We start from the raw sequence: 26,773 nt of genomic DNA, 5'->3' as shown, positions 1-26,773 counted from the left end.
AAATCAGAACCACAGTTCCTGGCACGATCGATTATTCGCAGGTAAAGTCGTCGCTTCAATCTCTTTGTACGGAATGGTTAGTTTTGCGTTCGATTATCGCACAATACCCGTTTTAGCGAATTGCCAGTCCGCTGGCCCGTGGTCAACATGAACCACAGACGCAGGCACACCGACCACTGCCTCCTGCCTTGGCTAACCTCCGGCGGAACCTGCGCTAACAACAATAACAACGGAGACAACGATGGCTCACTCCAGCTCTCAAGCCAAGAAAGCGACCGCCAGTGGATGGATAGGCTCGGCACTCGAGTACTACGACTTCTTCATCTACGCCCAGGCCGCTGCGCTGATTTTCCCGCAGATCTTCTTCCCTAACACCGACCCGAAAATGGCCATCATTGCCTCGCTGGCCACCTACGGCGTGGGTTACCTGGCGCGCCCGTTCGGCGCCTTCGTGCTGGGCCACTGGGGTGACACCCGCGGCCGCAAGAACGTACTGTTGCTGTGCATGTTCCTGATGGGCCTGTCGACCATGGCCGTGGGCCTGCTGCCCACCTACCACGACATCGGCCTGCTCGCCCCGGCCTTGCTGGTGGTGCTGCGCCTGATCCAGGGCTTTGCCGTGGCCGGTGAAATTTCCGGTGCCAGTTCGATGATCATGGAACATGCGCCATTCGGTCGAAGGGGCTACTACGCCAGCTTCACCCTGCAAGGCGTACAGGCTGGCCAGGTGCTGGCGGCGGCCGTGTTCCTGCCACTGGCCTACTTCATGCCCAGCGAAGCCTTCAACGACTGGGGCTGGCGCATTCCATTCCTGATGAGCGCCATCGTGCTGATTGCCGGCTTCATCATCCGTAAGGAAGTGCACGAAACCCCGGCGTTCGTGAAGGAAGAGAAGCAGGACAAAGTCGCCAAGTCGCCGATCAGCGAGGCCTTCCGCCACAGCTGGAAGCACATGGTGCTGGTGATGTTCATGGCACTGATGAACGTGATCCCGGTGGTGGCCACCATCTTCGGTGCGGCCTACGCGGTACAGCCGGCCTATGGCATCGGCTTCGACAAGAGCGTATACCTGTGGATTCCGGTAGTCGGCAACATCGTTGCGGTGCTGGTGATTCCGTTTGTCGGCAACCTGTCCGACAAGATCGGCCGTCGCCCGACCATGATCGCCGGTTGCCTGGGCTCGGGCCTGCTGGCGTTCCTCTACCTGTATGCGATCAGCATCCAGAACGTACCGCTGGCGTTCGCCTCGTCGATCGTCATGTGGGGCATGGTGTACCAGGGCTACAACGCGGTGTTCCCAAGCTTCTACCCAGAGCTGTTCCACACCCGCTACCGTGTTTCGGCCATGGCCATCGCGCAGAACATCGGCACCATGCTGACCGCCATGCTGCCGGCGCTGTTCGCCCTGGTTGCCCCGCCTGGTTCGGACAACATCCCACTGGTGGTCGGTGGCCTGGCGTTCTTCATCACCTGCGTGTGTGCCCTGGCAGCGTACATTGCCCCGGAAACCCATCGCCTGGCGATGGATGACCTTGGCAACCCCAATGCCAAGCCGATGGAAAAGACCGCGTATGAGGCTAGCCGTAAAGGGAGCTTTCAGGCAGTGAGCCACTGATCGATTGCCGGGGGCTGCTTTGCAGCCCCCGGCAATTTCAGCCCTTGACCACTTCCTGCAGGCGCGCCCAAAGCTGTTCGACATGCTCCCGCTCGGTCGGCAATGCGCCAATCGACACCCGCACCATCCACCGCCCATCCAGCGTCGCCGGCGTCACATAGGCATCCCCGGACGCGTTCAGCCGCTCGGCCCACCCCTTGGTATGCGCATCCAGCGCCTCCCCTTCCAGCCCCGCCGGCCGATGGCGAATGCACAACGTCTGCAACTGCACCGGCGCCAGCAGCTCCCACTCCGCCGCCGAGCCGATTTGCCCGGCCAGCCACTGGGCATTGTCCAGGTCACGCCGCAGCCGTGCCTGCAACGCCTCTACCCCCTCGCTGCGCAGCATGAACCACAGCTTCAACGCGCGGAACCGGCGGCCCAGCGGGATACCCCAGTCACGCAGGTTCTTGACCTCGCCATCCACCGCCGACTGCAAGTAGCTGGGGTTGGTGCTCATGACCCGGATCAGGTGCTGCGGGTCGCGCACGTAGTAGATCGAGCAATCGAAGGCCACGCCCAGCCATTTGTGCGCGTTGACCACCAGCGAATCGGCCAGCTCGATGCCGTTCCACATCCAGCGGCATTCCGGCAGGATCATCGCCGAGCCGGCCATGGCCGAGTCCACGTGCAGCCACAGGCCATGGGCCTGGGCGATCTCGCCGATCGGCCGCAACGGGTCGAGGGCCGTGGTGGCGGTAGTGCCGGTGGTCGCGACCACGGCGCAGGGCTGGTTGCCGGCGGCCAGGTCCTGCTCGATCGCCGCCTGCAGTGCTTCCGGGCGCAGGGCATGGCGTTCGTCGGTCGGGATCAGGCGGATGTTGTCGCGGCCGAAACCGGCCAGCAATGCGGCCTTGTCCACCGAGCTGTGGGCATGGGCGCTGACATAGACGATCAGCGGCCTGGACTGGGCTTGCAGGCCGCCGCGTACCAGTGCGTAGTCGCTGGCGCGTTCCCGCGCGCAGATCAGCGCCACCAGTGTGCTGGTGGATGCGGTGTCCTGGATCACCCCGCTCCATTGGCCAGACAGGCCCAGCAACTGACGCAGCCAGTCGAGGGTGATTTCCTCCAGCTCGCTCAGGGCCGGGCTGGACTGCCACGACAGGCCCAACACGCCCAGGCCAGTGCTGAGGAAGTCACCGAGGACCGACGACAGGGTGCCGTTGGAGGGGAAATAGCCGTAGAAGTCCGGATGCTGCCAATGGGACAGGCCGGGCATGACCAACTGGTTGACATCGTCGAGGATCGCGGCGAAAGGCTCGCCTTGGCGGGGGGCCTGAGCGGGCAAGGCGGCCTTGAGATAGCCGGGTTCGACCTGGGCCATGACCGGGCGCTCACCGACGGATTGGCGGTAGTCGGCGATCAGGTCGATCAGTTGGTGGCCGTATTGGCGGAATTGTTCGGGGGTCACCTGGGTTCTCCTGGGGGGGTGGTTTGCTGCCTGTACTGGCCTCTTCGCGGGTAAACCCGCTCCCACAGGTACTGCATCGCTTGTGGGAGCGGGTTTACCCGCGAAGAGGCCGCTACAGGCAGCGCAATGCCCCCAGTCTAGGCACCTATCCCGAAGTGAATAACCCCGCCTCGCGCATACCTGCTATGGCAAACCCGCATGCCCGCCCTGCACACCGAACTGCGACTGGCGCCACAACTCGAACACCCGGTTGCGCAACCAGCGATGTTCGGCCGAGGCCTGCAGGCGCTGGTGCCACACCACCCAGTAGCGCTGGCTGTGGTCGATGAAGCCCAGCGGCCGCCAGGCCAGGTCGTGCAGGCGGCACAGCTGCCGGGCGATGTGTTCGGGCACGGTGGCCAGCGCCTGGCTGTTGACGATGACCTGCACGGTGGCAGAGAAGAACGGCACTTCCAGGCTGACCCGCCGTTGCAGGCCCTGGGCGCGCAAGTGGCGGTCGATGAAGCTGTCCTTGTCGCCTCCACCGGAAATACGCACATGCTTGTGCGCCAGGTAGTCGGCCTGGCTGAGCGCGCCGCGGGCGGCCAGCGGGTGGTCATGGCGCATCAGGCATACCGCGCGGTCCTCGCCCAACAACCTGCCGTGCAGGTTGGGTGGCGACTCGTCGAACAACGTGGTGGCCAGGTCGATCTCGCCACTGGCCAGCAAGGTGTACTGGCCGGCCTGCCAGGTTCGATATTCCAGCGATACGCCCGGCGCTTCGCGCTCCAGCGCTGCCACCAGCAGCGGCAGCATGTGCTCGGCCACATAGTCTGACGCGGCCAGGCAGAAGCGCCGCTCGCAACGCGCCGGGTCGAACACCGCGGGCTGGCGCAGGGCGTGCAGCTCCTCGAGAACCTGGCGCAGGGGTTCGACCAGGGCTTCGGCGTATTCGCTGAGCACGTAACCGCGGCCCTGGCGTACCAGCAAGGGGTCGTCGAAGGCTTCGCGCAGATGGGCCAGCTGGCGGCTGAGGGCGGACTGGCTGACGCCCAAACGCTCGGCGGCGTGGCTGAGGTTCTTCAGCTGCAGCAGGTGGTCGAGGGTGCGCAGGTGGGCGAGGCTGAGGGAGGCGAAAGCGGGGTTCATACAGGCTCCCTTTCAGAGGGTCGACCGGCCCAATCGCCGGCAAGCCAGCTCCCACAGGGTCACCACAACCATCGAGGCTTGTGCTGTACCTGTGGGAGCTGGCTTGCCGGCGATTGGGCCGCAAAGCGGCCCCAGAGAAGCAGATCAGTCAGTCAGACCAACATACACGTTCTGCACGTCATCGTTCTCGTCGATGGCTTCGAGGAACGCTTCCACCTCGGCCAATGCTTCAGCACTCAGGCTGGCCGCGCTCACCGGGTTCTTCGGGGTGTAGCCGATCTTCGCCGAGGTCACGGTGAAGCCATGCTCCGGCAGGGCCTTCTGCACCGCGTCGAGGTCGGTGGTGTCGGTGATGAACAGGGTCGAACCCTCTTCGTCGCCTTCCTCGAAGTCTTGGGCACCGGCTTCGATGGCCGCTATTTCCGGGTCGGCGTCGCCGTTCGGGGTGGCTTCGATCAGGCCGACATGGTTGAAGTCCCAGGCCACCGAACCGCTGGCGCCCAGCTGGCCCTTGCGGAACAGCACACGGATCTGCGCGACGGTGCGGTTGACGTTGTCGGTCAGGCACTCGACGATCAGCGGTACCTGGTGCGGGGCGAAACCTTCGTAGCTTACCGCCGAGTACTGCACGGCATCGCCGTCCAGGCCCGCGCCCTTGCGGATTGCGCGCTCCAGCGTCTCGCGGGTCATCGAGGCCTTCTTGGCCTGCTCGATGGCCAGGCGCAGGCGTGGGTTCATGTCCGGGTCGGCGCCGGACTTGGCAGCGATCTGGATCTCTTTGGACAGCTTGCCCATGATCTTGCCTTTGGCGTTGGCCGCGGCTTCTTTATGTTTGGCTTTCCACTGTGCGCCCATGTCGACTCTCTTGTTTCAGCGGCCGGTTCAGGAAGCGACCGGCCAAAAGTGGGTGCAGTTTATACGCCCTCCGGCCTGTGTTCGACAAGAAATCTCATCAGCCTTTATCGGCCTTCCCAGCCGCCGCGGCAAACCGCGCCAACCGCACATCCAGCCTGCGCGGCCGCAGCCCACGGTCCTCGGCCCGCTCCTTGCGGCGGATGGCATTGCGCACCATCAGCGAGCCCAGGTAGCGGATCGGCTCGGGCGGGAACAGCCCCAACGGCCCCTTGACCAGCGGCGAACGGGTCCATGGGTTGTCCAGCCCCAGTGCCAGCGACGACAGAATCTGCCCGCCCATGTGGCACGGCCCGACGCCGCTGCCGGAGTAACCAAAGCCGTAGAACACGTTGCCCTGCCCGTCCAGCCGGCCAAAGAATGGCAAGCCGGTCACCGAGCGGTCGGACGGCCCGTTCCAGCTGGCCGCCAGTGGCACCTCGGCCAGCGCCGGGAAAAAACCACCCAGGCTTTCACGCAGCAGTGGCCGGTACGGCGACGGCTGGTCGAACACCGGCAGCATGCGCCCGCCATAGGCGAAGGTATTGCCGCCCTTGCCGAGCATCAGCCGGCCATCGGAGGTGTTGTGGTAGTAATGCACGAAAATCCGCGAATCGAGCACGCTGATGCCGCTGTCCAGGCCGGTCTGGTGCAGCAGCTCGGGGCAAGGTTCGGTGATCACCATGTCGCTGGAAACAATCGCCACGCTGCGCTCGAACTGCGGGAAAGCTCGCGCCATCCAGGCATTCAGGCCCAATACCACGCGGTCGGCGCGCACCGTCCCATGGGCCGTGCGCACCTGCACCGGGGCGCCGTGCTCCAGGCCGGTCATGGCGCTGCCCTCATGGATGCGCACGCCACGCTGCAAGGCCACCCGGCGCAGGCCGCGCACCAGCTTGCCAGGCTGCACCGTGGCCGCGGCCGGCGAAAACCAGCCTTCCAGGTGCCGCGCCGAACCCGCCAGGCGCTGCACCTGCTGCAGCGGCAGGCGGCGAAACGAATTGATCCCCTTTTGCTCCAGCGCGGCGATCACCGCGTCTGTGGCGCCGACCTGCGCGGCATTGGTGGCGGTGTACAGCGTGCCGTCCAGGCGGTAGTCGCAATCGATGCCATTGGCCGCGCAGAACGCACCGATCTCAGCGATGCTGCGCTCCGACTCACGCACCAGGCGCACCGCTTCGGCCACCCCGAACAGCCGCTCGAGGGTGAAGTACTTGGCCGACCAGGACAACGCACAGCCACCATTGCGGCCACTTGCACCGGCACCGCAGATATCGGCCTCGATCAGCACGATATCCAGGGCCGGCACCGCCTCCTTCAGCATCAGCGCGGTCCACAGGCCGGTATAGCCGCCGCCGACGATGCACACATCGCAGCGGGCATCACCTTGCAGCGGCGGGCACACCGCCTCTTGCGCCGAATCCAGGGCCTGTTGCAGCCAGAAGGGTCTCATTCGCTCGCTTTCCTTTCAGGTACGCAGTGGCTTGATTGCCATGCTGGTATTGGGTGCCACGTCGGTGCTTTGCGCAGCGCTGGCCGGGCGGCTGTTCCAGTGCGGCAGCAGCACCAGTGCCGAGAACAGCGCGCAGCCGGCAAACACGATGAACACCGTGACACCATCGAAGTACCCCGGCAGCAGCCCGCCAAGCACCGCCCCCACCGAACCGCAGCCGTTGACGAAGCCAGCTGCGGTAGCGCCAGCCTTGGCGGTGCCGAAGTCGATGGCCGCAGCGCCGCTGATCATCGAGTCCGGCCCGTACAGGGTCAGGCCCATGACGAACAGCAGGGCCACCACCAGCATCACGCTGCCGGTGTGCATGGCCGCCATGAACGCCGCCAACGCCACGGTCAGCAGTACCAGGCTGATGACACAGGCCGGCATGCGCCGGGCGCCGAACAGCTTGTCGGAGGCCAGGCCGATGATGATCGGGCCGAGCAGCCCGGCCAGTTCGAAGGCTGTCGGTATGATCGCTGCCCCCACCTTGCCCACCGAGGGCATCTGCTCGAAGACGATCACCGGCCCCCACAGCAGGATGGCGTAGCGCGCCGGCTTCAACAGGAAGTACGCCAGCCCCAGGGTCAGCACCGTGCGGTTGCGCAGGATCTCCTTCAGCGGTGCCCAAACGCTGCACAGGTTGCCGGCCGGGGCCATGCTCTGCGGCTCGGGCTCCACCGCCGGCAGGCCGACGTCTTCAGGCTTGTTGCGCTGCAGGAAGAAGAAGAGCACGGCCACCAGCGCCACCACCGCGGCACTGGAGAAGAACGCCGCGTGCCAGGTACCGACCAAGGTATAGGCCCACCAGCCGGCGAACGGCGAGGCTACCAGGCCGCCGAAGGCATAGCAGGAACTCCACAGGCCCAGCACCCGCCCACGCTGCGACGCCGGGAAGAAGCTGCCGATGTTCTTGCACAACCCGGCCCAGCCCGTGGATTGCGCCAGCCCCTGCACCAGCATGCAGGTGGCGAAGATCGGGAAGGTGGCGTAACTGCCCATCACCACCGCCGCAGCAGCAGAAATCAGCAGGCCGCCGAGCACCACTACACGTGGGCCAAAGCGGTCGGCGAGCATGCCCCAGGTGAACTGGCCCACGGCGTAGGCGGCCAGGTAGATGGCGTCGAGGTTGGCCATGGCGGCCTTGTCGAGCATGAAGTTGGGGTCTTCACCGATGCCCAGCTTGGCCACCGAGAAGGCCTTGCGGGTGAAGTAGAAGGCGGCGTAGGCCAGCCAGGTAATGGCGAAAATCTGGATGCGCCAGCGTTTGAACGCGGCTAGGGACTGATTCATGTAAGTCTGACCTCTTGCTCAAGTGTGCCGGCAGAATGTGAAGAAACGCCTGTCTTGTTCTTGTGTTACGCACAGCGATGACGAGGCTGTCATCGGGTCAGATGGCGCCGTGTAGGAACCATGGCCCTGGCGGCACTTGTGGTGCCAGCGTCGGGCTGACATGCATGGAAACAGTTGCGCTAAGATAAATAAAATCGATTTATCGTATTTCACACATAAGCCCAGCTTGTTACTGAGGTCGTCATGTCGGTTTCCCACGCACAACTCAAGGCCTTCCATGCCGTGGCCGTTCACGGCAGCTTTACCCGCGCTGCCGAAAAATTGTTTCTGACCCAGCCAGCGGTGTCGGACCAGGTGCGCAAACTGGAGGAGCGCTTCGGCGTCTTGCTGTTCCACCGCAACAAGCGTTCGGTGCAGCTCACCGACCTTGGCGAGCGCCTGCTGGGCATCAGCCAGCGCCTGTTCGCCTGCGAGGCCGAGGCCCATGAACTACTGCAGGATTCGCGTGCGCTGCACACCGGCAGCCTGGTGCTGGCGGTGGATGCGCCAGTGCACGTACTGCCGCAGATCGCCCGCTTCTGCCAGCGCTACCCGGGCATCCAGGTGAAGATCGAGACTGGCAACACCGACGAATCGCTGGCCCGGCTGTTCAGCTACCAGGCCGACCTGGCCCTGCTGGGGCGGGACGTGGACGATGAGCGCCTGCACTGCCTGCCGCTGCGCCGCGACCCGATGGTGGCGTTTGTCTCCCACCAGCACCCCTGGGCCAGCCGCGGCGCGATCAGCCTGGCGGATCTGGACGATACGCCTCTGGTGCTGCGCGAGCCCGGGTCGGTGACGCGGCAGACCCTGGAAGAAGAAATGCAACGAGCCGGGCTGCGGATCCGCCCGGCGATCCAGGTAGAAGGCCGGGAAGCGGCGCGGGAAGCGGTGGTGGTGGGGATTGGTGTGGGGGTGGTGTCGGCGGCGGAGTTTGGTGCGGATGCGCGGGTGTGCGCATTGCCGATCGTCGATTGCCAGCGACACCTGACCGAGACACTGGTGTGCCTGAGCGAGCAGCGCACGCGGCGGGTGGTGGCGACCTTCCTGCAGATGGTGGAGGAAGGGTTGTAAGCCTGTGCTGCGAAGAGGCCGGCACAGGCAACCCGACTATGCTGGGATAACCTCAACCCTCGGCACACAACCCATGCTCTACCGCCTTGCCGCCGACACCCTGGTCCTGCTGCACCTGCTGTTCATCCTGCTGGTGCTGTTCGGCGGCCTGCTGGTACTGCGCTGGCGCCCTGCCCTGCTGCTGCACCTGCCGGCGCTGGCCTGGGGCCTGGCGGTGGAATGCCTGCACCTGGGCTGCCCGCTGACCATCTGGGAAAACCGCATGCGCAGCGCGGCCGGTGACGCAGGCTACCAGGGCGGCTTCGTCGAGCACTACATCTGGCCGTTGATCTACCCCGCAGGGCTGACACCGCACATCCAGCTGCTGCTGGGCACTTTGGTGCTGCTGCTCAACCTCGGCATCTACAGCTACGTGGCCTGGCGCTGGCGCCGCCCTAGCGGGTAGCGATCAGGAACAGCCGCGGGAACGGCAACAGCACCTTGCCATCGGTGGCCGGCGGGTAGTCGCGCTGCATCGCCTGCAGGTACATCTGCAGGAAATCCACCTGCTCCCGGGCATCCAACCGCCCCAGATACGGTCGCAAGGCCGAACCCTTGAACCATTCCACCACGGCTTCGGCGCCGCCGGCCAACGGGTGGTGGTAGGTGGTGCGCCACACATCCACCCGTGCACACAGCGTGCTGAGCAGGTCGTAGTAGAACGCCGCGCTGTGCCGTGGCGGCAGCTGGAAATCAGCGAACTTCGCCGCCCAGGGGCCCTGGCTGGCGATTTCGCGCAGCTGCCGGTGGGCCGGCTCGTCGAGGTTGTCCGGGGTCTGCACGGCCAGGCTGGCACCTTCGCTCAACTGGCGCACCAGGTGCGGGTACAGCGAGGCGTGGTCAGGCACCCATTGCAGCGAGGCATTGGCCAGGATCAGGTCCTGCGGCTCGGGGGCTGACCAGCCGGCAATGTCACCAATGACCATGCGCACCCGGGGTATGCACAGCCGTTTGCGCTCGCGGGCCTTGTCGATCATGTCGGGGTCGCTGTCCATGGCCGTCACCTGGGCATCCGGGTAACGTTGCAGCAGCACCTCGGTGGAATTGCCAGGGCCACAGCCCAGGTCGGTGGCGTGGCGTACCGGGCGTGGTGGCACAGCGGCGAGCAGGTCGCGCACGGCGCGGGTACGCTCGTCTTCGAACAGCGAATACTGGGTGGCGGACCAGGCCATGTGAAGCTCCTCTGGGCGGGCAATGTGTTCAGCATATGCCATCTGTCGGCTTTGAGGGCCCTATCGCCGGCAAGCCAGCTCCCACAGGGACCGCACCGATCTCAAGCCATGTGCAATACCTGTGGGAGCTGGCTTGCCGGCGATAGGGCCGGAACTGACCACCTATGCTTGGTGTCGTCCATGTATGCGCCCCTCCATGAAAACTTTCATCGCCCTCGCCATCCTGGCCCTGATCGCCACCGCCGCCCTGCTCGGCTCGCCCTGGATGAACCAGCGCTTTCACATGCCAGCGGAAAAAAACCATGCCCAACAACGCGAAACGGCCGGGTCCCCGAGGGAGCCGGCCGTTTCGATGAGCGAATGACGCTTAGTGCTGCTTGCCAGTGCGGATCTGATGCACAACACCCATTGCCACCACGATTGCCGCGGCGATACCGGTGGAAATCACCAGGATCTGGTAGTCAGGCATGAAGGCCATGGTCACCAGGGCGGCCACGATGAACGCGATCACCAGGTAAGTCAGCCATGGGAACAGCCACATCTTCAGGCGTACTTCCTTGCCTTCGGCAATCAGCTTGCGGCGCATGCGCAGCTGCGAGAAGGCAATCACCAGGTACACCAGCAGGGCAATCATGCCGGTGGTGTTCATCAGGGTTTCCAGCACGTCTTTCGGGCGCAGGGTCTCGCTGAAGTTGATCAGCGCGCACACCACGGCCACGGCGCACGAGCCCATGATCGCGTAAACAGGTACACCGGTGCCAGCGCGGGTGATCTTGAAGAACGACGGCGCGTCGCCACGCTGTGCCAGGGAGAACAGCATGCGCGAAGCGGTGTAGTGGCCCGAGATCAGGCAGCTGCTCACCGAGGTCAGTACCACGAAGTTCATCAGCAGCTCGGCATACGGCACGCCCAGCAGCTCCAGGGTGCGGCGGTAGGCGCCATAGCCGGAAACGCCCAGGTGCGGGTCGTTCCACGGTACCAGGCAGACGATCAGGAAGATCGAACCTACGTAGAACAGGCACACACGCCACACCACCGAGTTGGTCGCCTTGACGATCTGCGCGGCAGGGTCCTTGGCTTCGGAAGCGGCAATGGTGACGATTTCCGCGCCGAGGAAGGCGAACATCACCCCGAGCAAGGCACCGATCACGGTGGTGATGCCGTTGGGCATGAACCCTTCGGCGGTAAGGTGGCTGATGCCACGCACTTCACCGAACTGCCAGATGTTCAGCACGGCAGCGGTACACACGATCAGGAAGCAGACGATCGCGATCACCTTGATCAAGGCGAACCAGAACTCGAACTCACCGTAGTGCTTGACGTTGAAGAAGTTGACGGTGATCAGCAACAGGGTCGTGGCCAGCACGAACACGTTGACGCTGACGTCGGGGAAGAAACCATGCAGGATCTTGCCCGCCACATAAGCTTCCCAGGCCATCAGGATGACCCAGTACCACCAGTACAGCCAGCCGATGGTGAAACCGGCCCAACGGCCGATGGCGCGATCGGCGTAGGTAGAGAACGAACCGGTGTCTGGCGAGGAAGTCGCCATTTCACCCAGCATGCGCATGATCAGTACCACCAGGATGCCGCCTGCCAGGTAGGCCAGCACGGCGGCTGGGCCGGCGCTGTGAATCACGCTGCCGGAACCGACGAACAAGGCGCCGCCGATAACCCCGGCGATCGACATCATCGTCAGGTGGCGCGACTTGAGCGAGGCACTGAGCTTGCTCTCGTGCCCGCTTTTCGCGGTGGTGGTTGTGGATGTTGCGTCCATCAGTTGTGTACCCCGTGCTTCTTTTTATCCAAGGAAAACTGTGAAACCCCGATGGCTGGCGGCTTCACGTACATCAGTGCCAATGCGCGCAGGATGGTGTGAGCGAACACACGCAGGCCTTCCATGGCGGCCTGCTGACGCGCCCCAGGGCAGGCGCCTGGGGCGAACTGAACATGCTTTAGGTGGCGATATCTGACACCTAATGTAAAAATGTCCGGCGCAGAGAGCCATGCACAGTGGCATGAAACTCGCACTGCACTGTACAGGTCGCCCATGCAATACACCTTGCAAACGCCGGGCGATACGCACCCTGAAGGCCCCGAATGTTCGAATTACATCCAGACTCCTCGACCCCGCTGGTGAACCAGATCATCGACGGGCTGCGCGAGTTGATCGACAACCAGACCCTCAAGCCAGGCGCCAAGGTCCCCTCGATCCGCGCCTTTGCCGCGAGCTATTCGGTGAGCACCTTCACCGTGGTCGAGGCCTACGACCGTCTGGTCGCCCAGGGCCTGCTGGTGAGCCGGGGCAATGCGGGGTTCTTCGTCAACCGCGCGGCGGGCGAATTGCTCGACCCGCACAACACCGAGGCCGACACCAGTCGACCAACGTTCAACTCCGAGTGGTACCTGCAGCAGATCTTCGAAATCCGCCAGTTGCCGTTCAAGCCGGGCTGCGGCTGGCTGCCCAACGACTGGATGTACGAAGACGGCCTGCGCCGCGGCCTGCGCCAGGTGGCCGGCAGCCCGCTGGAGCTGTCGGGCTACGGCGACCCCATGGGCCTGATGGAGCTGCGTGCACTGACCGCACAGAACCTGCAGCAGGAACTGTCTATCGTCGCCAACCCGGCGCAGCTGATGCTCACCCATGGCGCCAGCCAGGCCCTGGACCTGGCCGCGCGCACCCTGGTGCGCCCGGGCGACGTGGTGCTGGTGGACGACCCGGGCTATCCCAACCTGATGAGCATCCTGCGCACCCAGGGCGCGACCCTGGTCGGCGTGCCGCGCACACCGGCCGGCTACGACCTGAACCAGCTGGAGCAGTTGCTCACCCATCACCGCCCCACTGCGTTCTTCACCCAGCCGCACCTGCACAGCCCGACCTGCTCGCGCACCCCGCTGCCGCAGCTGCACCGCCTGCTGCAGCTGGCCAGCCAGCACGGCTTCCGCCTGGTGGAGAACAACCTGTACGCCGACATGGTCGCCGAACCGCAGCCGTGTCTGGCCAGCCTCGACCACCTGCAGCAGGTGGTGTACGTGGGCAGCTACTCCAAGAGCATTTCGCCCAATGTGCGGGTCGGCTACATGTTGGCCAACCCCGAGCTGATGCAGAAGCTGCTGCACCTGAAGATGCGCTCTGGCCTGACCACCTCGCAGGTGATGGAGCGCGTGGTGTATGCCGCGATCATCGACGGGCGCTGGCGCAAGCACCTCAAGCGCCTGCGCCAGCGTTTGGCCGAGGCGCACCAGGAAGTTGGCCGGCATCTGCATCGGTTGGGCTTCGAGCTGTTCACCGAGTCGGATGAAGGGATGTATATCTGGACCCGCCACCCGGCGATTCCGGACAGCGCGGCGTTGCTGGATGACGCGCTGGAGAAAGGCATCATGCTCGGGCCCGGGCAGTTGTTCATGGTCGATGCCAAGGCGACCGGGTGGATGCGGTTCAACGTGGCGTTCAGTACCGAGCCGGCGATGTGGGAGTTGCTGGAGAAGGTGTTGGTGAAGCATGTGCGCCGGGGTGGGGTGTAACGGGTTGCGGGGTGTTCGCCACAACACCTTCAGCGCCCATGAGATCGAGCGCCGCGCGGGCGGCGCTCGATCTCATGGGCGCTGAAACTGTCATGGCAAGCACCTGTCAGCCCCGACACTACTTATCGCCAGTCCGCCTTGTCGGCAAAAAACGCCTGCGCATTCGCCTCCAGGCTCTCAAGGTGATACCCCCCTTCCTGCACGATCAGGCACGGCAAGCGCATCGCCCGAATCCGCTCGCCCAATACCGCAAACCCTTCAGTCGTCACCGCCACCTTGCTCTGCGGGTCGAGTTCGTAGATATCGAACCCCAGCGACAACACCAGTACCTCGGCGCCAAAGTCCTTCACCGCCGCCAGCGCGATTTTTAGCTGGCCCATGAAGTCCGCTTCGCTAGCCCCATGCGCCATCGGCAAGTTGAGGTTGTACCCCTCCCCCGCACCGCTGCCACGCTCGTCCGCGAACCCGGCAACACCTGGGTAGAAGTTGGTGGGGTCGCCATGCACCGACACATACAGCAAATCCCGGCGGTCGTAGAAGATTTCCTGAATGCCCTGCCCGTGGTGCATGTCGGTATCGAGAATGGCCACTCGGCTGTAGCGGCTGCGCAAGGCCTGGGCAGCCACGGCGGCATTGTTGATGTAGCAGAAACCACCGGCCGCATCGAAGCGCGCATGGTGGCCGGGCGGCCGGCACAGGGCATAGGCCGCCGGCTCACCGTCGAGAATGGCCTTGGCACCGGCCACCGCGCTTTGCGCAGACCAATAGGCCGAGCGCCAGGTGTGTTCGCCTACAGGGCAGCTGCCGTCAGCCAGGTAGCGCCCGGCCTGGGCGAGGATGCCACGCAAGGCGTTGGGTTCGCGCACGAAGATGTTGGACATGACCTCGTCGCCCCAATCTTCGGGCACTTCCTTCCAGCGCGCATGGGCCTCTTCGAGGAAGGCCAGGTAGGCCTCGCCATGCACTGCCTTTAGCGGCTCGAGGCCGGCGTCCTCAGGCTGACGGATGTCGAAGCCCAGAGCCTTGGCTGCCTGGAGCAGGCGCTGGGCGCGCTCGGGGACTTCCTGCGGGGTGCGCATGGCGCCCCGCGAGTAATAGCTGCGTGGGTGGTGCAGCAGTTGTTCGGGGTGGAAGTAGCAACGCATCAGGCTTCTCCTTGTTCGATCAGGCCCGCACGGGCCAGCACGGCGTTGAGCAGTACATCGGCACCCTGGCGGGCGTCCTCGGGCAGTACGTCTTCGGCTTCGTTATGGCTCAGGCCGCCGACACAGGGGATGAACACCATGGCGGTCGGGCAGTAGCGGGCCAGCAGGATGGCGTCGTGGCCGGCACCGCTGACGATCGACTGCTGGGCATAGCCCAGGCCATCCACCGCCTGCTGCACGGCAGCTACGCAGTCGGCGTCGAACGGCGTGGCCGGGCTGACCCAGTGGCGCTCGATACGCACCCGCAACCCGCGCTGATTGGCGATGGCTTGCAGCTTCAACGTCAGGTCGCGCTCCATCGCCTCGATGGCTTCATCCCGGTGATGACGCAAGTCGACGGTGAACTGCAGCAACCCTGGAATGGTGTTGCGCGAGGACTTGGCGATGGACAGTTCACCCACGGTGGTCAGGCCTTGCGGCGCGAACTCGGCGGCCAGTTGCTCGACGGCCTGGATCATCTGTGCAGCGCCGTACAGGGCATCCTTGCGCAATGGCATCGGTGTGGTGCCGGCGTGTGCGGCCATGCCTTCGACGGTAACGTCCAGCCAACGGATGGCCTGCCCGCCGCTGACCACGCCAATGGCCTTGGCGTTGTCTTCAAGGATCGGACCTTGCTCGATATGCGCCTCGAAATAGGCATCCACCCGGCCGCCCAGCGGGCGCTGGCCGGCGTAACCGGTGCGTTGCAGTTCGTCGGCGACGCTGATGCCATCGGCGTCGCGAATGGCCAGCGCTTCGTCCAGAGCCAGAGTGCCGGTGAACACTGCCGAACCGAACATGGCCGGGGTGAAGCGGGCGCCCTCCTCGTTGGTCCATACGGCGATTTCCAGCGGTTTGCGCGTCTGGATGTTCAGGTCATTGAGCCGGCGTACCACTTCAAGGCCCGCTAGCACACCGTAGACGCCATCGAAACGGCCGCCCTCAGGTTGGGTGTCGAGGTGGCTGCCCATCATCACCGGCGCTGCATCCGGGTCGCTGCCAGCGCGGCGAGCGAACAGGTTGCCGATGGCATCGACGGTCAGCGTCAGGCCGGCTTCACGGCACCAGTGGCTGAACAGTTCACGGCCAGCCTTGTCCTCGTCGCTGAGGGCCAGGCGGCAGCTGCCGCCACGGGCAGTGGCACCGATTTCGGCCATGGCCATCAGGCTCGCCCACAGGCGTTCGCCATTACTTTTCAACATGTGCGGGTACTCCAGAAAAACGGTTCGATCAGGCCAGTTCCAGGCGCTGGCTGCGGGCGTACTGGCGCGCCAGGGCGAGCACGCAGACCAGCGAAATAGTGGCGATCAGGGTGTAGAACACCGCCATCGGCCACCATTGGCCGGTGAAGGTGTGGGCCAGCCAGGTACCGATCAGCGGGGTCAGGCCGCCCGCGATGGCGCCGCAGATCTGGTAGGCCAGGGAAATGGCGGTGTAGCGCACGCGGGTTTCGAACATGCCGCTGACATAGCCGGCGATCACCGCGTAGAAAGACGCCATGCACGCAGCTGCCAGGGCGATGCCGAGTACGATCAACGGGCCCTGACCCGAGCTGACCAGCACGAACATCGGGTAAGGCGAAGCCATCGCCAGCAGCGCGACAAGGGCCAGGAAGCGGGTGGCGCCCATCTTCTCCGATAGCCAGGCGGCCAACGGCTGCACGCAGAACTGGATGATCGCCACGAAGAACAGGCACTCCAGAATCAACGAGCGCTCCAGGTGCAATTGCTGGGTGGTGTAACTGATCATGAAGGTGTTGGTGAAGTAGACCCCGGCAATACCCAGGGTATTGGCACCGATGCACAGCAACAGCGGGCGCCAGGCCGTGCGCAGCACTTCGAATACCGGGGCCTGCTCCTTGCGCCGGGCCTTTTCCGCCTGCTCGCGGCTGGCGATGAACTCGGGCGACTCATTCACCCCCAGGCGAATCGCCAGGCCCACCAGCAGCAACAGCGCGCTGGCCAGGAATGGCACGCGCCAGCCCCAGCTCATCAGGTCTGCTTCCGGCAGGCGGGTGACCGCGCCAAAGGCCAGCAGCGAAAGGATCAGGCCCGCCGGGCTGCCCAGCTGGGCGAACGAGGCGAAGAAGTTGCGCCGGCCCTTGGGCGCATGCTCGCCAGCCATCAGCACTGCCCCGCCCCACTCGCCACCCACGGCAATGCCCTGGACGATGCGCAGCAGGATCAGCAGTACCGGCGCGGTGGCGCCGATTTGTGCGTAGGTCGGCAGCAGGCCGATGCCCACGGTGACGATGCCCATCATCAGCAAGGTGATGACCAGCGATTTCTTGCGGCCGATACGGTCGCCCACGTGGCCGAAGACGATGCCACCCAGCGGCCGGGCGAAGAAGCCGACGGCGAAGGTACCGAACGCGGCCATGGTGCTGAACAGGCTGTTGTCGGAGGGGAAGAACAGCGCGCCGAACACCAGGGCAGCGGCGGTGGCGTAGATGTAGAAGTCGTACCACTCGATCATGGTGCCAATGAACGCGGCAGCGGCGGCACGGCGTGGCTGGGGGGAAGCGGTGGGCTTCATGGAGGCTCCTTTGCTTGTTGTTCTGGCAGGAGTTGTCAGGGGCACGGGGGCGCTCTTGTGGCGCTTGGCTTGTTGAATCGGTGTTGGCTTCTTCGCGGGCTCGCCCGCTCCCACAGGTACTGCGCAGCATTCGAAACTTGTGGTGACCCTGTGGGAGCGGGCAAGCCCGCGAAGAGGCCAGCACCGACTCAGCAGGCCTCGATACCTGCGATTTATCGGCCCGGGGCTATGATTAGTCAATTTTCTATTTATTATTCGAAATATTAGCCTTGCTTATTATCGAGCCTGCCATGCCCGACCGTCTGCTCAACGACCGCCTCGACTGGAACCTGCTGCGTACCTTCCGGGTCATCGGCCAGGAGCTTTCCATCAGCCGCGCTGCCGCGCGCCTGCACCTCACCCAGCCGGCAGTGAGCCAGGCGCTCAAGCGCCTTGAAGAACAGCTTGGCCGCCAGCTCATCGCCCGCCGCGGGCCGCGCTTCGTGCTGACGGAAATGGGCGAGCAGCTGTTTCAGCTGGCTGGCGAGGTCTATGGGCAGATGTCGCAGATCGGCAGCTTGCTGGAGCAGCCGGCGGACGAACTGGTGGGCAAGGTACGCCTGCTGATGATCAGCCGTATCGTCAACGAACGCTTCGACGACTTCCTGGCCGACTTCCACCGCCAGCACCCGCGGGTGGAGCTGGAGATTGATGTAATGCGCAGCTCAGACATCGTCGCCGCCCTGCAGGAAAAAACCGCCACGGCGGGCCTCAGCCTGAACCGGCGTGCGCAGCCACGGCTGGAACAACGGTTGTTCCTGCGCCAGCGCTATGCGTTCTTCTGTGGCAAGCACCATGCCCTGTTCGGCCAGGCCGAAGGCGACCTGCAGCGTGAGAACTTCGTCAGTTTCACCAGTGACCAGATTGGCGGCATGCTGTCGCCACTGACCATTTTCCGCGACCAGCAAGGGTTTGCCGGGCGGATCGTGGCATCGTCACCCAGCCTTGAGGAAGTGCGCCGGCTGGTGATTGCCGGGTTTGGCATAGGCTGCCTGCCCGAGCATGTGGTAGCACCGGATGTAGACGCCGGGTTGCTGTGGAAGCTGCCGCCGCAGGAAGGGATTGCCGATGTGGATATCCACCTGTTGTGGAACAGGGAACAGCGCTTCAGCCGGGCGGAAGAGGTGTTTATCGAGGCGTTGCAGCAACGCCTTGACTGAACGCGGAGCCGGGGTTGGCGAGCACTGGACACAATAGTGGCCAATTAGTAGCATCCAGACCAACTGAATATTACGGACAATCTCAGTCATGGATCGAGCCACCGGGGTCATTCGACGCCCTATTCATTACCCCATCCGCACTTTGATTACCTGGGAAGAAGCATGGAAGGGGCCCGACGAGGGCTTGATCCGGTGCTGGGAGATTGGCCGTGAGCGGGCCCTGACCCAGCCAGAACTTGCCCGGCACTGCATCGATGGCGCACTCCCGGTGCTAGGTTGGAAAGGTGGCCATGATCGCGCCTTGAAGAAGCCGATGAAGTACGGTTCGTTCAAGTACCTGGCGCAATGGCAGGGCCTTCGCGGCGAGGATCTGTTCATCGATACGCGAACAGAGCTCACCCTGACCTGTAATCACACCGGCATGCTGACAACGTTCACACCGGACCAGGAAAAATACGCCAATGCTGTGATCCTGACGGAATAGAAACGAGGAACAGGGAATGGTCGATCTTCATCAGGAATTTCAGAACAGCCGCTTTTTTCACGAAGCGCGGATCGCGCAGCGCTCGGTTGATGGGTTGATTGGAATCGCTGCGGGCCTGACTGCTGACAATCAGGTCAATCAACAAGAAGCCGAGTTCCTCAAAGGATGGATGGAGCAGCAACTCGTTCATCTTGAGGATCCGGTCATCAATTTGTTGTACCGGCGCCTGAGCGACATGCTCAAGGACAATATGCTGGATGCTGCCGAGTCGGCTGAACTGCTTGAGCTATTGCAGCAGTTCACCGGCAAGCCGCGCTGCAGCGACAACCCATTCTCTTCACCCACCTCACTGCCACTCGATAACCCCGAACCCACACTGGAGTGGACAGGCCGCATGTTCCTGTTTACCGGCACAATGGCTTACGGGCCTCGCAAAGCATGCGAAGCGCTGGTAGTCGAACGTGGGGGTTCAATCGCCGCGGGGGTGAGCAAGAAGACCCACTACCTGGTCATTGGCAGTATTGGCAACGAGCAGTGGCTACACAGCAGTTATGGCACGAAGATCAAGAAAGCAGTGGAAATCAGGGAAGCGGGTGCGAACATTGCGATCGTAAGCGAGGCGCATTGGCAGCGTGCGGCGTTTGGTTGATGGCCATGATGGCGTTTACCGCTTCTGAGCGGATCGATACACCTCGCTACGCTCGCGTTTGCCAACCGATACCACCACTACAACGATACGCTCGTCCTCGACTCGATAGACGAGGCGATATCCAGAGGCCTTGAGCTTGATTTTGTAGTGGTTCGGCAGGTCACGCAGCGCGTCGGCCTGTACCTTGGGTGACTGCAGGCGCTCGGCGAGTTTTTTCTTGATCTGTTCGCGCACGGTGTGGCCTAGCTTGCCCCACTCTTTCAGTGCCGAAGGCAGGAATTCGAGTTTATAGGTCATCCAGGGATACCGGTACGCCTTTTTCACCCAACCTCGACTTGGCCAGTTCGCTCAATTCGAGATCTTCCAAGCGTTCCATCATGGCCTCGTACAGTTCGGCCGGCACCATGTAACCCATCACGCGGTTGTGATTGAGCACGGCGACGGGCATACCCGCAGCGCCGGTCATCACCGCGGATGGGTTCTTTTTCAGTTCCGACACGCTTACGGCCACGTCAGCGAATATGTTTTGCATGTTTACACCCTCAATAGAGAGCCATATTTTGGTCCATATATAGGACACAAACAAGTCGTCACTGCTCAAGCACAGAGGTGAGACACGACAGGCGAAATGCCGTGTTTGTGGGAGATCGCCCAGCCCTTTGAATCCAACGCGGTGCATGGCACCGGCTGCGCCGGTGTTCGCGGCTAAAACCGCTCCCACAGGGTCTCTGCTAGCTCAATGAGTCATTTGCATTTCCATGGGGAGCGGTCGGGGTCAGGCTGTTGCCAGTGCCGGGTAGTCGGTCAGGCCATGGGCATCACCACCGAACAGCGTGGCCCGTTCGTGCTCGGCCAGTGGCGCATTCAGCTTCAGCCGCGCCGGCAGGTCCGGGTTGGCCACGAATGGCCGGCCGAAGCCGATCAGGTCAGCCCAGCCCTCCTCCAGCGCACGCCGTGCACGTTCGCCGGTGTATTTGCCGGCATACACCATCACCCCGGGGAACACTGCCCGCAGCTGTTGCTTGAAGTCCACTGGCATGTCCGGCGCGTCATCCCAGTCGGCTTCGGCAATGTGCAGGTAGCCGATGCCGATTTCGCCCAGGCGCTTGGCCGCCTCGGTATAGGTGGTGACCGGGTCGGCATCGACACAGCCATTGAGCGTGGTCAGCGGCGCCAGGCGTACGCCTACGCGCTGAGCGTCGCCGGTGCCTTCGACCAGCGCACGGGTGACCTGGTCGAGGAAACGCAGACGGTTTTCCAGCGAACCGCCGTAGCGGTCGGTACGATCGTTGGCGCCGGAATCGAGAAACTGGTTGACCAGGTAACCGTTGGCCGCGTGCAACTCGACACCGTCAAAACCAGCCGCCATGGCATTGCGCGCAGCCTGGCAGTACTGCTCGATGATCTCGGCAATTTCCGCTTCGTTCAACGCGCGCGGCTTGGAGGCCTGGACAAAGCCTGGCGTGCCGTCGGCATTGTCGATGAACACATTCACGCCTTCGGCCTGCATCGCCGAGGACGACACCGGTGCCTGGCCGCCGAGCAGGCTGCTGTGGCTGAGGCGACCGACGTGCCAGAGCTGGGCGAAGATGCGCCCGCCTGCGGCATGTACCGCCTCGGTGACCAGGCGCCAGCCGTCGATCTGTGCCTGGGTGTGGATACCCGGGGTGCGGGCGTAACCCTTGCCCAGTGGCGAGATCCAGGTGCCTTCACTGACGATCAGCCCGGCACTGGCGCGTTGTGCGTAGTACTCGGCCATCAGCGCGGTCGGGACATCGCCAGGCTGTGCGGCGCGGGAGCGGGTCATCGGTGGCATCAGCACACGGTTGGGCAGGTCAAGGGCGCCGAATTGCAGGGGTTGGAACAGCGGATCTTGAGTCATCATGAGCATCTCCGTAAGTCGAATCAGGGGTCAGGCGCGGCTGACGACAGGTTGTGGCTGGGCAGGTACGCGGCGGTCGAGGCGGCCGCTGTACAGGGTAAGGGCCAGGGCACTGAGGGTGACCAGCGCGGCAATCCATGGGGTGTGGCCGAGGCCGAGCTGTTGCACGACCTGGGCACCGCCCCAGGAACCACCGGCCACACCCAGGTTGAAGGCGGCGATGTTGAAACCGGCAGCCACGTCGACTGCGTCGGGGGCGACCTTTTCCGCCTGCTGCACCACGTACACCTGCAGGCCCGGCACGTTGCCGAAGGCCACCGCGCCCCAGGCCAGTACGGTGATTACCACCAGCACCGGATGCGGCGCGGTGAAAGTCAGCGCCAGCAGCACCACGGCCAGCAGCAGGAAAATGATCGACAGTGCCTTGACCGGGCCTTTGCGGTCGGCCAGGCGGCCGCCCCAGATGTTGCCCAGGGCAACCGAAACACCGTAGGCGAGCAGCACCAGGGCGACGCTGTTGGCGCCGAAGCCGGCGATGTCCTGCAGGATCGGGGCAAGGAAGGTGAAGGCGATCAGCGAGCCGCCGTAACCCACGGCAGTCATGGCATACACCAGCAGCAGGCGCGGTTGCAGCATCACCCGCAGTTGGCGCAGCAGCGGTGCCGGCTGGCTGTGCTGGATGCGCTTGGGCACGAACAGCAATGCACCGAGCAGCGCCACCAGGCCGAAGGCCGCCACCACCAGGAAGGTCACACGCCAGCCGAAGTGCTGGCCGATGAAGGTACCCAGCGGGATACCGGTGACGAAGGCCACGGTCATGCCACTGAACATGGTGGCGATGGCACTGGCGGCTTTTTCTTTCGGCACCAGGCTGGTGGCGATGATCGAGCCGACCGAGAAGAACACCCCATGGGCCAGGCCGGTGAGGATGCGCGCCATGATCAGCGATTCGTAGCTGGGTGCCTGCCAGGCCACCAGGTTACCGGCGGTGAACAGCGCCATCAGGCCGACCAGCAACAGCTTGCGCGGGACACGGCCGGTCATGGCGGTGAGCAGAGGCGCGCCGATGGCGACGCTGAGGGCGTAAAGGCTGACCAGCAAGCCGGCCGAAGGCAGGGTGACCGCCAGGTCATTGGCGATGGTCGGGATGAGGCCGACGATCACGAACTCCGTGGTGCCGATGGCGAAAGCCGCCAGGGTCAGGGCTAACAAGGCGAGAGGCATTTGAGAATCACCTGTGGAAGGTTGGGATGGGTGAATTCTCGGGGGACGTGGGGATGGGAAAAAGGTGGGGACGGGACAATGAGTTTTGACTTGAAGGCAAAGGTTATCTTCAAGCTATTGCGAGGGGGTCAACTTAAATGTCCCAGCCTGCGCGGTCAGTTGTGGGAGCGACACAAGGCCGCTCCCACAATTGACCGCGTTCATCAACCCGACGAAGTGAACGCATCCCAGGCTGGCAAGATCGAGACCGCCAAAGTCATAATTGTTAACAGTTAAGTCCCTGGAGGTCTCATGCAAGATCTACGTCAGTTGCGCTACTTCGTAGCCGTCGCCGAATGCGAGAACGTCGGCCGGGCCGCCGAGCAGCTGCATATTTCCCAATCCCCCCTCAGCCGACAGATTGCTCAGCTGGAGGACAACCTTGGCCTGGCCCTGTTCGAACGGCGCAACCAGCGCCTGTACCTGACCAGGGACGGGCGCACCTTCCTGGCCGAAGCGCGTGGCCTGCTCAAGCATGCCGAGCGCCTGGAATCGCTGGGCAAGCGCCTGGGCCGTGGTGAGGAAGGCGGGCTGTGCATCGGTTACGTCAACCATGCCATCCATGCCGGCGTGCTGCCGGGCGCTGTGCGGGCGATTCGTGGCGAGCGTCCGAACATTCACATTGCGCTGTACAACATGACCCCCAACGAACAGTTCGAAGGCCTGCGTCAGCGCAGCCTGGACATTGCCCTGGTTTGCGAGCCGCCGCCAAAGAATGACCCCGACCTGAGCGGCCAGCCGGTGCTGGACGACCCATTGCTGCTCGCCATCCCGGCCACGCACCCGCTGGCCAGCAGGGCCGAGCTGACCCCCGCCGACCTGCACGAACACGACTGGATCATCACTGGCGGCCAGCCCGACCAGGGCCACAAGCGTGACGATTTCATCGCCCGCTGTGGCGATGCCGGCTTCACCCCGCGCCTGTCGCTGGAGGCCAACGACCCGCTGAGCGTGCTAGGCCTGGTGTCCGCCGGCCTGGGGCTGGCCATGGTGCAAAGCAGCCTGTCGGCCAGTGCCGGGCCGACCGTGGTGCTGCGCCAGCTGGACTGGTTCCAGCCCAGCGAGCAGTTGTGGGCGGTCTGGCACCAGGTCGACTTGAGGCCGATCGTGGGCATTTTCCGCGAGCGCGTACTGGCATTGGCCGAGCAAGGGTTTGATAAGTCAATCAAGGTCTGAACTCAGTCGAATTGCGTCTTTTACAGTCTTACTGCGCTTCACTAGGATGGCTCCCATCGATACAACTCACTCCACAGGAGCCATTCCATGAACATCGACCTCGGCGGACGCACCGCCATCATCAGCGGCTCGACCGGCGGTATTGGCCTGGCTATCGCCCGCGGCCTGGCCCGCGCCAACGCTGACGTAGTCATTGCCGGCCGCAGCCAGAAGTCGCTGGATGCCGCCCTGGCCGAACTGCGCGAACAAGGCGGCCGTGGGCAGATCCACGGCGTGGTTGCCGACCTGGGCACCGCCGCCGGTGCCGAAACCCTGTTCGCCGCCCACCCACGGGCCGACATCCTGGTCAACAACCTGGGCATCTACGACGATGTCGACTTCTTCGAAGTGGCCGACAGCGAGTGGACGCGGTTCTACGACACCAACGTGCTGAGCGGCGTGCGCCTGGCCCGCCTCTATGCCCCGGGCATGGTGGAGAACGGTTGGGGGCGGATCCTGTTCATCTCCTCGGAGTCGGGCATCGCCATCCCTGCCGACATGATCAACTACGGCGTCACCAAGGCTGCCAACCTGGCGGTATCCCATGGCCTGGCCAAGCGCCTGGCTGGCACCGGGGTAACCGTGAACGCAGTGCTGCCCGGCCCGACACTGACCGACGGCGTGGCCGCGCTGGTGGCTGATGCAGCCCAGGCGTCCGGGCGCAGCATTCGTGAAGAAGCCGACAACTTCGTGCGTACCGCACGGCCGAGTTCGATCATCCAGCGTGCCGCCGATGTCGACGAAGTCGCTCACCTGGCGGTGTACCTGGCCTCCCCTTACTCGTCCGCCACCACCGGTGCAGCGCTGCGGGTCGACGGTGGTGTGGTCGACAGCCTGGCTATCTGAGTTCAACCTGGGGGCCGCTTTGCGGCCCCAGACTTTTGCCCTGAAATCAAAACACCTTGCCCTCACCGCACCTGTTTCCCCCGCCCGATCCCCGCTAGCCTGCCGCCCACACCCGTCTCGAGAGGACCCGCACCATGCCAACCGATCATCAAGCCTGGGCCTGGACCCCGAACGCCGGCCTCGATGGCCTGCAACTGCTGCGTAAACCCCTGCCACAACCCGGCCCCGGCGAGGTGCTGGTGGCCAATCGCGCCATTGCCCTCAACCCGGTGGACTGGAAAATCTGCGAATGGGGCCACCCTGCCTGGCAGCAAGGCACGGTCCCGGGTGTGGATGGCGCCGGTGTGGTAGTCGCCGTTGGCGCAGGCGTCGACCTGCCGTTGGGCAGCCGCGTTGCCTACCACCAGTCGCTGGCGCGGGACGGCAGCTTTGCCCAGCACTGCCTGCTCGATGCCAGCCTGGTGATGCATATCCCCAGTGCGCTCGGCGACACCGCCGCGGCCGCTGTGCCCTGCCCCGCCCTGACCGCCTGGCAGGCCTTGGCCAAGGTACCCGAAGGTGCCAGCCGCGACGTGCTGGTGATCGGCGCCGGTGGCGCAGTGGGCTTCTACCTCGCACAACTGGCCGCGCAGCGTGGCCTGCGCGTGTGGGCCAGTGCCGGCCGACGCCACCACGCCACGCTCAAGGCCCTTGGTGTGAGCGGGGTGTTCGACTACCACGACGCCGATTGGCAGAACCAACTGCAGGCCGCCCTGGGCGAGCGCCCGCTGCATGCCCTGTTCGACACCGTCAGCGGCGCCCATGCCGGCAGCCTTGCTCACCTGCTCGGTTACAACGGCCACCTGGTGTGCATCCAGGACCGCCAGGAAACCGCGCCAACGCCGGCCTTCGGCACGGCGATCTCGCTGCATGAAGTGGCGCTCAACAGCATTCATGCCCATGGCCAATTGGCTGACCGCCAAGCCCTGCGCGTAGCTGGTGAACGCCTGTTGCAGGCCGTCGCCGATGGCAGCCTGATCGCGCCACAACGCCGCGAGTTCGCTTTCTCGGCATTGCCACAGGCTCTGCGGCAGTTGAAAGAGGGCCAAGGCGCAGGCAAATGGGTGACGCGCCTCGACTGAACGCCCTGTGCGAAAACTTGGATCCCATTCTGCTACAAGGTATGCTGGGCAATAGCTAAACGCCACTGCTCAGGCAGGCCTCGTGCCTGTCTTCAAGGACGAGCCCTTTGCCCAGCCACCCTACCCGTCACACCATCGCCCGCCAGTGGCAACTGCTCAAGCTGCTGCCCGGCCGTCACCCAGGGATGAGTTCCACCCAGTTGCAGGCCGCCCTGACAGCCGTGGGCCATATCACCAGCAAACGCACCGTCGAACGCGACCTGGTGGAGCTTGCGGCGCTGTTCCCGGTGCAGTGCAACAGCAAAGGCATGCCCTACGGCTGGTACTGGCAACCGGGCCTGAACCTGCGTGAAGCGCAGCAGTTGCAACCTGATGCGCTCACCCCCTCGGAACAGGTGGTGCTGCACGCGTGGGTCGATGATGCCCTGGCCCGGCGCCTGGAAGCGTCGCCACTGTCGGCAGACATGCAACTGACGCTGCAAGCGGACGGTGGCGCCACCCTGCTAGCCACCGTCGACGACAACCGCGCGTTGATGGGCTGGCTACTTTCCCAGGCCGGCTCGATCTGCGTGCAGGCGCCCCAGGCACTGCGCCAGGCCATGCTCGAGCAGTTGCGCCAGAGCCTGGCGCTGCACGATGATGGTTGTTGACCGGCAAGCAAAAGTCATTGTCCCCCG

27 protein-coding genes are annotated in these 26,773 nt (G+C 64.2%); 12 read left to right on the top strand and 15 right to left on the bottom strand.

Annotated elements, in window-relative coordinates:
- Positions 1 to 241: 241 nt before the first annotated feature.
- Positions 242 to 1,615 carry an MFS transporter gene (locus CAF92_RS15805; protein ID WP_085601326.1) on the top strand — a complete coding sequence of 458 codons (1,374 nt, stop codon included), beginning with the start codon at positions 242 to 244 and terminating at the stop codon, positions 1,613 to 1,615.
- 37 nt (positions 1,616 to 1,652) lie between these two features.
- Here the strand turns inward: CAF92_RS15805 and CAF92_RS15800 are convergent, their stop codons facing one another.
- The 5 genes from CAF92_RS15800 to CAF92_RS15780 form a co-directional block, all read right to left on the bottom strand.
- Positions 1,653 to 3,065 carry a DOPA decarboxylase gene (locus CAF92_RS15800; RefSeq protein WP_085601325.1) on the bottom strand — a complete coding sequence of 471 codons (1,413 nt, stop codon included), beginning with the start codon at positions 3,063 to 3,065 and terminating at the stop codon, positions 1,653 to 1,655.
- Between the two features lie 183 nt (positions 3,066 to 3,248).
- Positions 3,249 to 4,193, bottom strand: coding sequence for a LysR family transcriptional regulator (locus tag CAF92_RS15795; protein WP_085601324.1), 945 nt, complete (start codon positions 4,191 to 4,193; stop codon positions 3,249 to 3,251).
- A 144-nt stretch (positions 4,194 to 4,337) separates the two neighbouring features.
- Positions 4,338 to 5,048 (bottom strand): YebC/PmpR family DNA-binding transcriptional regulator, encoded by a 711-nt coding sequence (locus tag CAF92_RS15790; protein ID WP_085601323.1) that lies wholly within the window; start codon positions 5,046 to 5,048, stop codon positions 4,338 to 4,340.
- 97 nt (positions 5,049 to 5,145) lie between these two features.
- Positions 5,146 to 6,537, bottom strand: a complete 1,392-nt coding sequence (locus CAF92_RS15785) for an FAD-dependent oxidoreductase (RefSeq protein ID WP_085601322.1) — start codon at positions 6,535 to 6,537, stop codon at positions 5,146 to 5,148.
- Between the two features lie 15 nt (positions 6,538 to 6,552).
- Positions 6,553 to 7,869 carry an MFS transporter gene (locus CAF92_RS15780; protein ID WP_046614008.1) on the bottom strand — a complete coding sequence of 439 codons (1,317 nt, stop codon included), beginning with the start codon at positions 7,867 to 7,869 and terminating at the stop codon, positions 6,553 to 6,555.
- Between the two features lie 243 nt (positions 7,870 to 8,112).
- On the opposite strand from CAF92_RS15780, the gene CAF92_RS15775 reads away from it, so the two are divergent.
- Together CAF92_RS15775 and CAF92_RS15770 are read left to right on the top strand one after the other, a co-directional pair.
- Positions 8,113 to 8,982: a LysR substrate-binding domain-containing protein gene (locus tag CAF92_RS15775; protein WP_013972053.1), complete on the top strand. Its 870-nt coding sequence runs from the start codon at positions 8,113 to 8,115 to the stop codon at positions 8,980 to 8,982.
- 73 nt (positions 8,983 to 9,055) lie between these two features.
- Positions 9,056 to 9,427 (top strand): DUF2784 domain-containing protein, encoded by a 372-nt coding sequence (locus CAF92_RS15770; protein ID WP_085601321.1) that lies wholly within the window; start codon positions 9,056 to 9,058, stop codon positions 9,425 to 9,427.
- Here CAF92_RS15770 and tam read toward each other — a convergent pair.
- A complete protein-coding gene (tam, locus tag CAF92_RS15765; protein WP_085601320.1) occupies positions 9,417 to 10,193 on the bottom strand; it encodes a trans-aconitate 2-methyltransferase in 777 nt (258 codons plus the stop codon). The genes CAF92_RS15770 and tam overlap by 11 nt on opposite strands.
- 184 nt (positions 10,194 to 10,377) lie before the next feature.
- Between tam and CAF92_RS15760 the strand changes: the two genes are divergently transcribed.
- Positions 10,378 to 10,557 (top strand): hypothetical protein, encoded by a 180-nt coding sequence (locus tag CAF92_RS15760; RefSeq protein ID WP_085601319.1) that lies wholly within the window; start codon positions 10,378 to 10,380, stop codon positions 10,555 to 10,557.
- A gap of 3 nt (positions 10,558 to 10,560) precedes the next feature.
- On the opposite strand, the gene CAF92_RS15755 is transcribed toward CAF92_RS15760, so the two are convergent.
- Together CAF92_RS15755 and CAF92_RS26865 are read right to left on the bottom strand one after the other, a co-directional pair.
- Positions 10,561 to 11,970, bottom strand: a complete 1,410-nt coding sequence (locus tag CAF92_RS15755) for an amino acid permease (protein ID WP_025338600.1) — start codon at positions 11,968 to 11,970, stop codon at positions 10,561 to 10,563.
- A complete protein-coding gene (locus tag CAF92_RS26865) occupies positions 11,970 to 12,245 on the bottom strand; it encodes a hypothetical protein (RefSeq protein ID WP_135002437.1) in 276 nt (91 codons plus the stop codon). Before CAF92_RS26865 ends, CAF92_RS15755 begins: the two co-directional genes overlap by 1 nt.
- Before the next feature lie 48 nt (positions 12,246 to 12,293).
- Between CAF92_RS26865 and CAF92_RS15750 the strand changes: the two genes are divergently transcribed.
- On the top strand, positions 12,294 to 13,718 hold the full coding sequence (locus CAF92_RS15750) for a PLP-dependent aminotransferase family protein (protein WP_046614013.1): 1,425 nt from the start codon (positions 12,294 to 12,296) through the stop codon (positions 13,716 to 13,718).
- A gap of 122 nt (positions 13,719 to 13,840) precedes the next feature.
- Here CAF92_RS15750 and CAF92_RS15745 read toward each other — a convergent pair whose 3' ends face one another.
- The 3 genes from CAF92_RS15745 to CAF92_RS15735 are packed head-to-tail and all read right to left on the bottom strand — an operon-like array spanning position 13,841 to position 17,437.
- Positions 13,841 to 14,863, bottom strand: coding sequence for a histone deacetylase family protein (locus CAF92_RS15745; RefSeq protein WP_085601318.1), 1,023 nt, complete (start codon positions 14,861 to 14,863; stop codon positions 13,841 to 13,843).
- Positions 14,863 to 16,104 (bottom strand): Zn-dependent hydrolase, encoded by a 1,242-nt coding sequence (locus CAF92_RS15740; protein ID WP_085601317.1) that lies wholly within the window; start codon positions 16,102 to 16,104, stop codon positions 14,863 to 14,865. Before CAF92_RS15740 ends, CAF92_RS15745 begins: the two co-directional genes overlap by 1 nt.
- 28 nt (positions 16,105 to 16,132) lie before the next feature.
- The gene (locus CAF92_RS15735; RefSeq protein WP_085601316.1) at positions 16,133 to 17,437 is read right to left on the bottom strand and encodes an MFS transporter; all 1,305 of its coding nucleotides are present in this window, start codon (positions 17,435 to 17,437) and stop codon (positions 16,133 to 16,135) included.
- 290 nt (positions 17,438 to 17,727) lie between these two features.
- Here CAF92_RS15735 and CAF92_RS15725 point away from each other — a divergent pair, with 290 nt between their 5' ends.
- The 3 genes from CAF92_RS15725 to CAF92_RS15715 all read left to right on the top strand — a co-directional run bounded on the left by CAF92_RS15725 (position 17,728) and on the right by CAF92_RS15715 (position 19,769).
- A complete protein-coding gene (locus tag CAF92_RS15725) occupies positions 17,728 to 18,636 on the top strand; it encodes a LysR family transcriptional regulator (RefSeq protein WP_046614017.1) in 909 nt (302 codons plus the stop codon).
- 88 nt (positions 18,637 to 18,724) lie between these two features.
- Positions 18,725 to 19,120, top strand: coding sequence for a hypothetical protein (locus CAF92_RS15720; RefSeq protein WP_085601315.1), 396 nt, complete (start codon positions 18,725 to 18,727; stop codon positions 19,118 to 19,120).
- Between the two features lie 16 nt (positions 19,121 to 19,136).
- Complete coding sequence (locus CAF92_RS15715; protein WP_085601314.1) at positions 19,137 to 19,769, top strand: BRCT domain-containing protein; 633 nt, start codon at positions 19,137 to 19,139, stop codon at positions 19,767 to 19,769.
- Between the two features lie 15 nt (positions 19,770 to 19,784).
- On the opposite strand, the gene CAF92_RS15710 is transcribed toward CAF92_RS15715, so the two are convergent.
- The 4 genes from CAF92_RS15710 to CAF92_RS15695 form a co-directional block, all read right to left on the bottom strand.
- A complete protein-coding gene (locus tag CAF92_RS15710) occupies positions 19,785 to 20,066 on the bottom strand; it encodes a type II toxin-antitoxin system RelE/ParE family toxin (RefSeq protein ID WP_003259987.1) in 282 nt (93 codons plus the stop codon).
- Complete coding sequence (locus CAF92_RS15705) at positions 20,056 to 20,301, bottom strand: type II toxin-antitoxin system Phd/YefM family antitoxin (protein WP_013972043.1); 246 nt, start codon at positions 20,299 to 20,301, stop codon at positions 20,056 to 20,058. Before CAF92_RS15705 ends, CAF92_RS15710 begins: the two co-directional genes overlap by 11 nt.
- 243 nt (positions 20,302 to 20,544) lie before the next feature.
- The gene (locus CAF92_RS15700; RefSeq protein WP_085601392.1) at positions 20,545 to 21,651 is read right to left on the bottom strand and encodes an alkene reductase; all 1,107 of its coding nucleotides are present in this window, start codon (positions 21,649 to 21,651) and stop codon (positions 20,545 to 20,547) included.
- Between the two features lie 30 nt (positions 21,652 to 21,681).
- Entirely contained in the window at positions 21,682 to 22,875 is a 1,194-nt protein-coding gene (locus CAF92_RS15695; protein WP_085601313.1) for an MFS transporter, read from the bottom strand.
- Between the two features lie 291 nt (positions 22,876 to 23,166).
- Here CAF92_RS15695 and CAF92_RS15685 point away from each other — a divergent pair, with 291 nt between their 5' ends.
- The 4 genes from CAF92_RS15685 (at position 23,167) to CAF92_RS15670 (ending at position 26,746) form a co-directional block, all read left to right on the top strand.
- The gene (locus CAF92_RS15685) at positions 23,167 to 24,090 is read left to right on the top strand and encodes a LysR family transcriptional regulator (RefSeq protein ID WP_085601311.1); all 924 of its coding nucleotides are present in this window, start codon (positions 23,167 to 23,169) and stop codon (positions 24,088 to 24,090) included.
- 87 nt (positions 24,091 to 24,177) lie between these two features.
- Entirely contained in the window at positions 24,178 to 24,975 is a 798-nt protein-coding gene (locus tag CAF92_RS15680; RefSeq protein WP_046614021.1) for an SDR family NAD(P)-dependent oxidoreductase, read from the top strand.
- A gap of 134 nt (positions 24,976 to 25,109) precedes the next feature.
- The gene (locus CAF92_RS15675) at positions 25,110 to 26,096 is read left to right on the top strand and encodes a zinc-binding dehydrogenase (RefSeq protein WP_085601310.1); all 987 of its coding nucleotides are present in this window, start codon (positions 25,110 to 25,112) and stop codon (positions 26,094 to 26,096) included.
- Between the two features lie 107 nt (positions 26,097 to 26,203).
- Positions 26,204 to 26,746 (top strand): WYL domain-containing protein, encoded by a 543-nt coding sequence (locus CAF92_RS15670; protein WP_085601309.1) that lies wholly within the window; start codon positions 26,204 to 26,206, stop codon positions 26,744 to 26,746.
- Positions 26,747 to 26,773: the final 27 nt, after the last annotated feature.

Origin of the sequence: Pseudomonas sp. B10(2017) (genome assembly GCF_002113295.1) — a bacterium.
Taxonomy (GTDB): domain Bacteria; phylum Pseudomonadota; class Gammaproteobacteria; order Pseudomonadales; family Pseudomonadaceae; genus Aquipseudomonas; species Aquipseudomonas pudica.
This window is presented reverse-complemented; position numbering and strand designations above follow the sequence as displayed.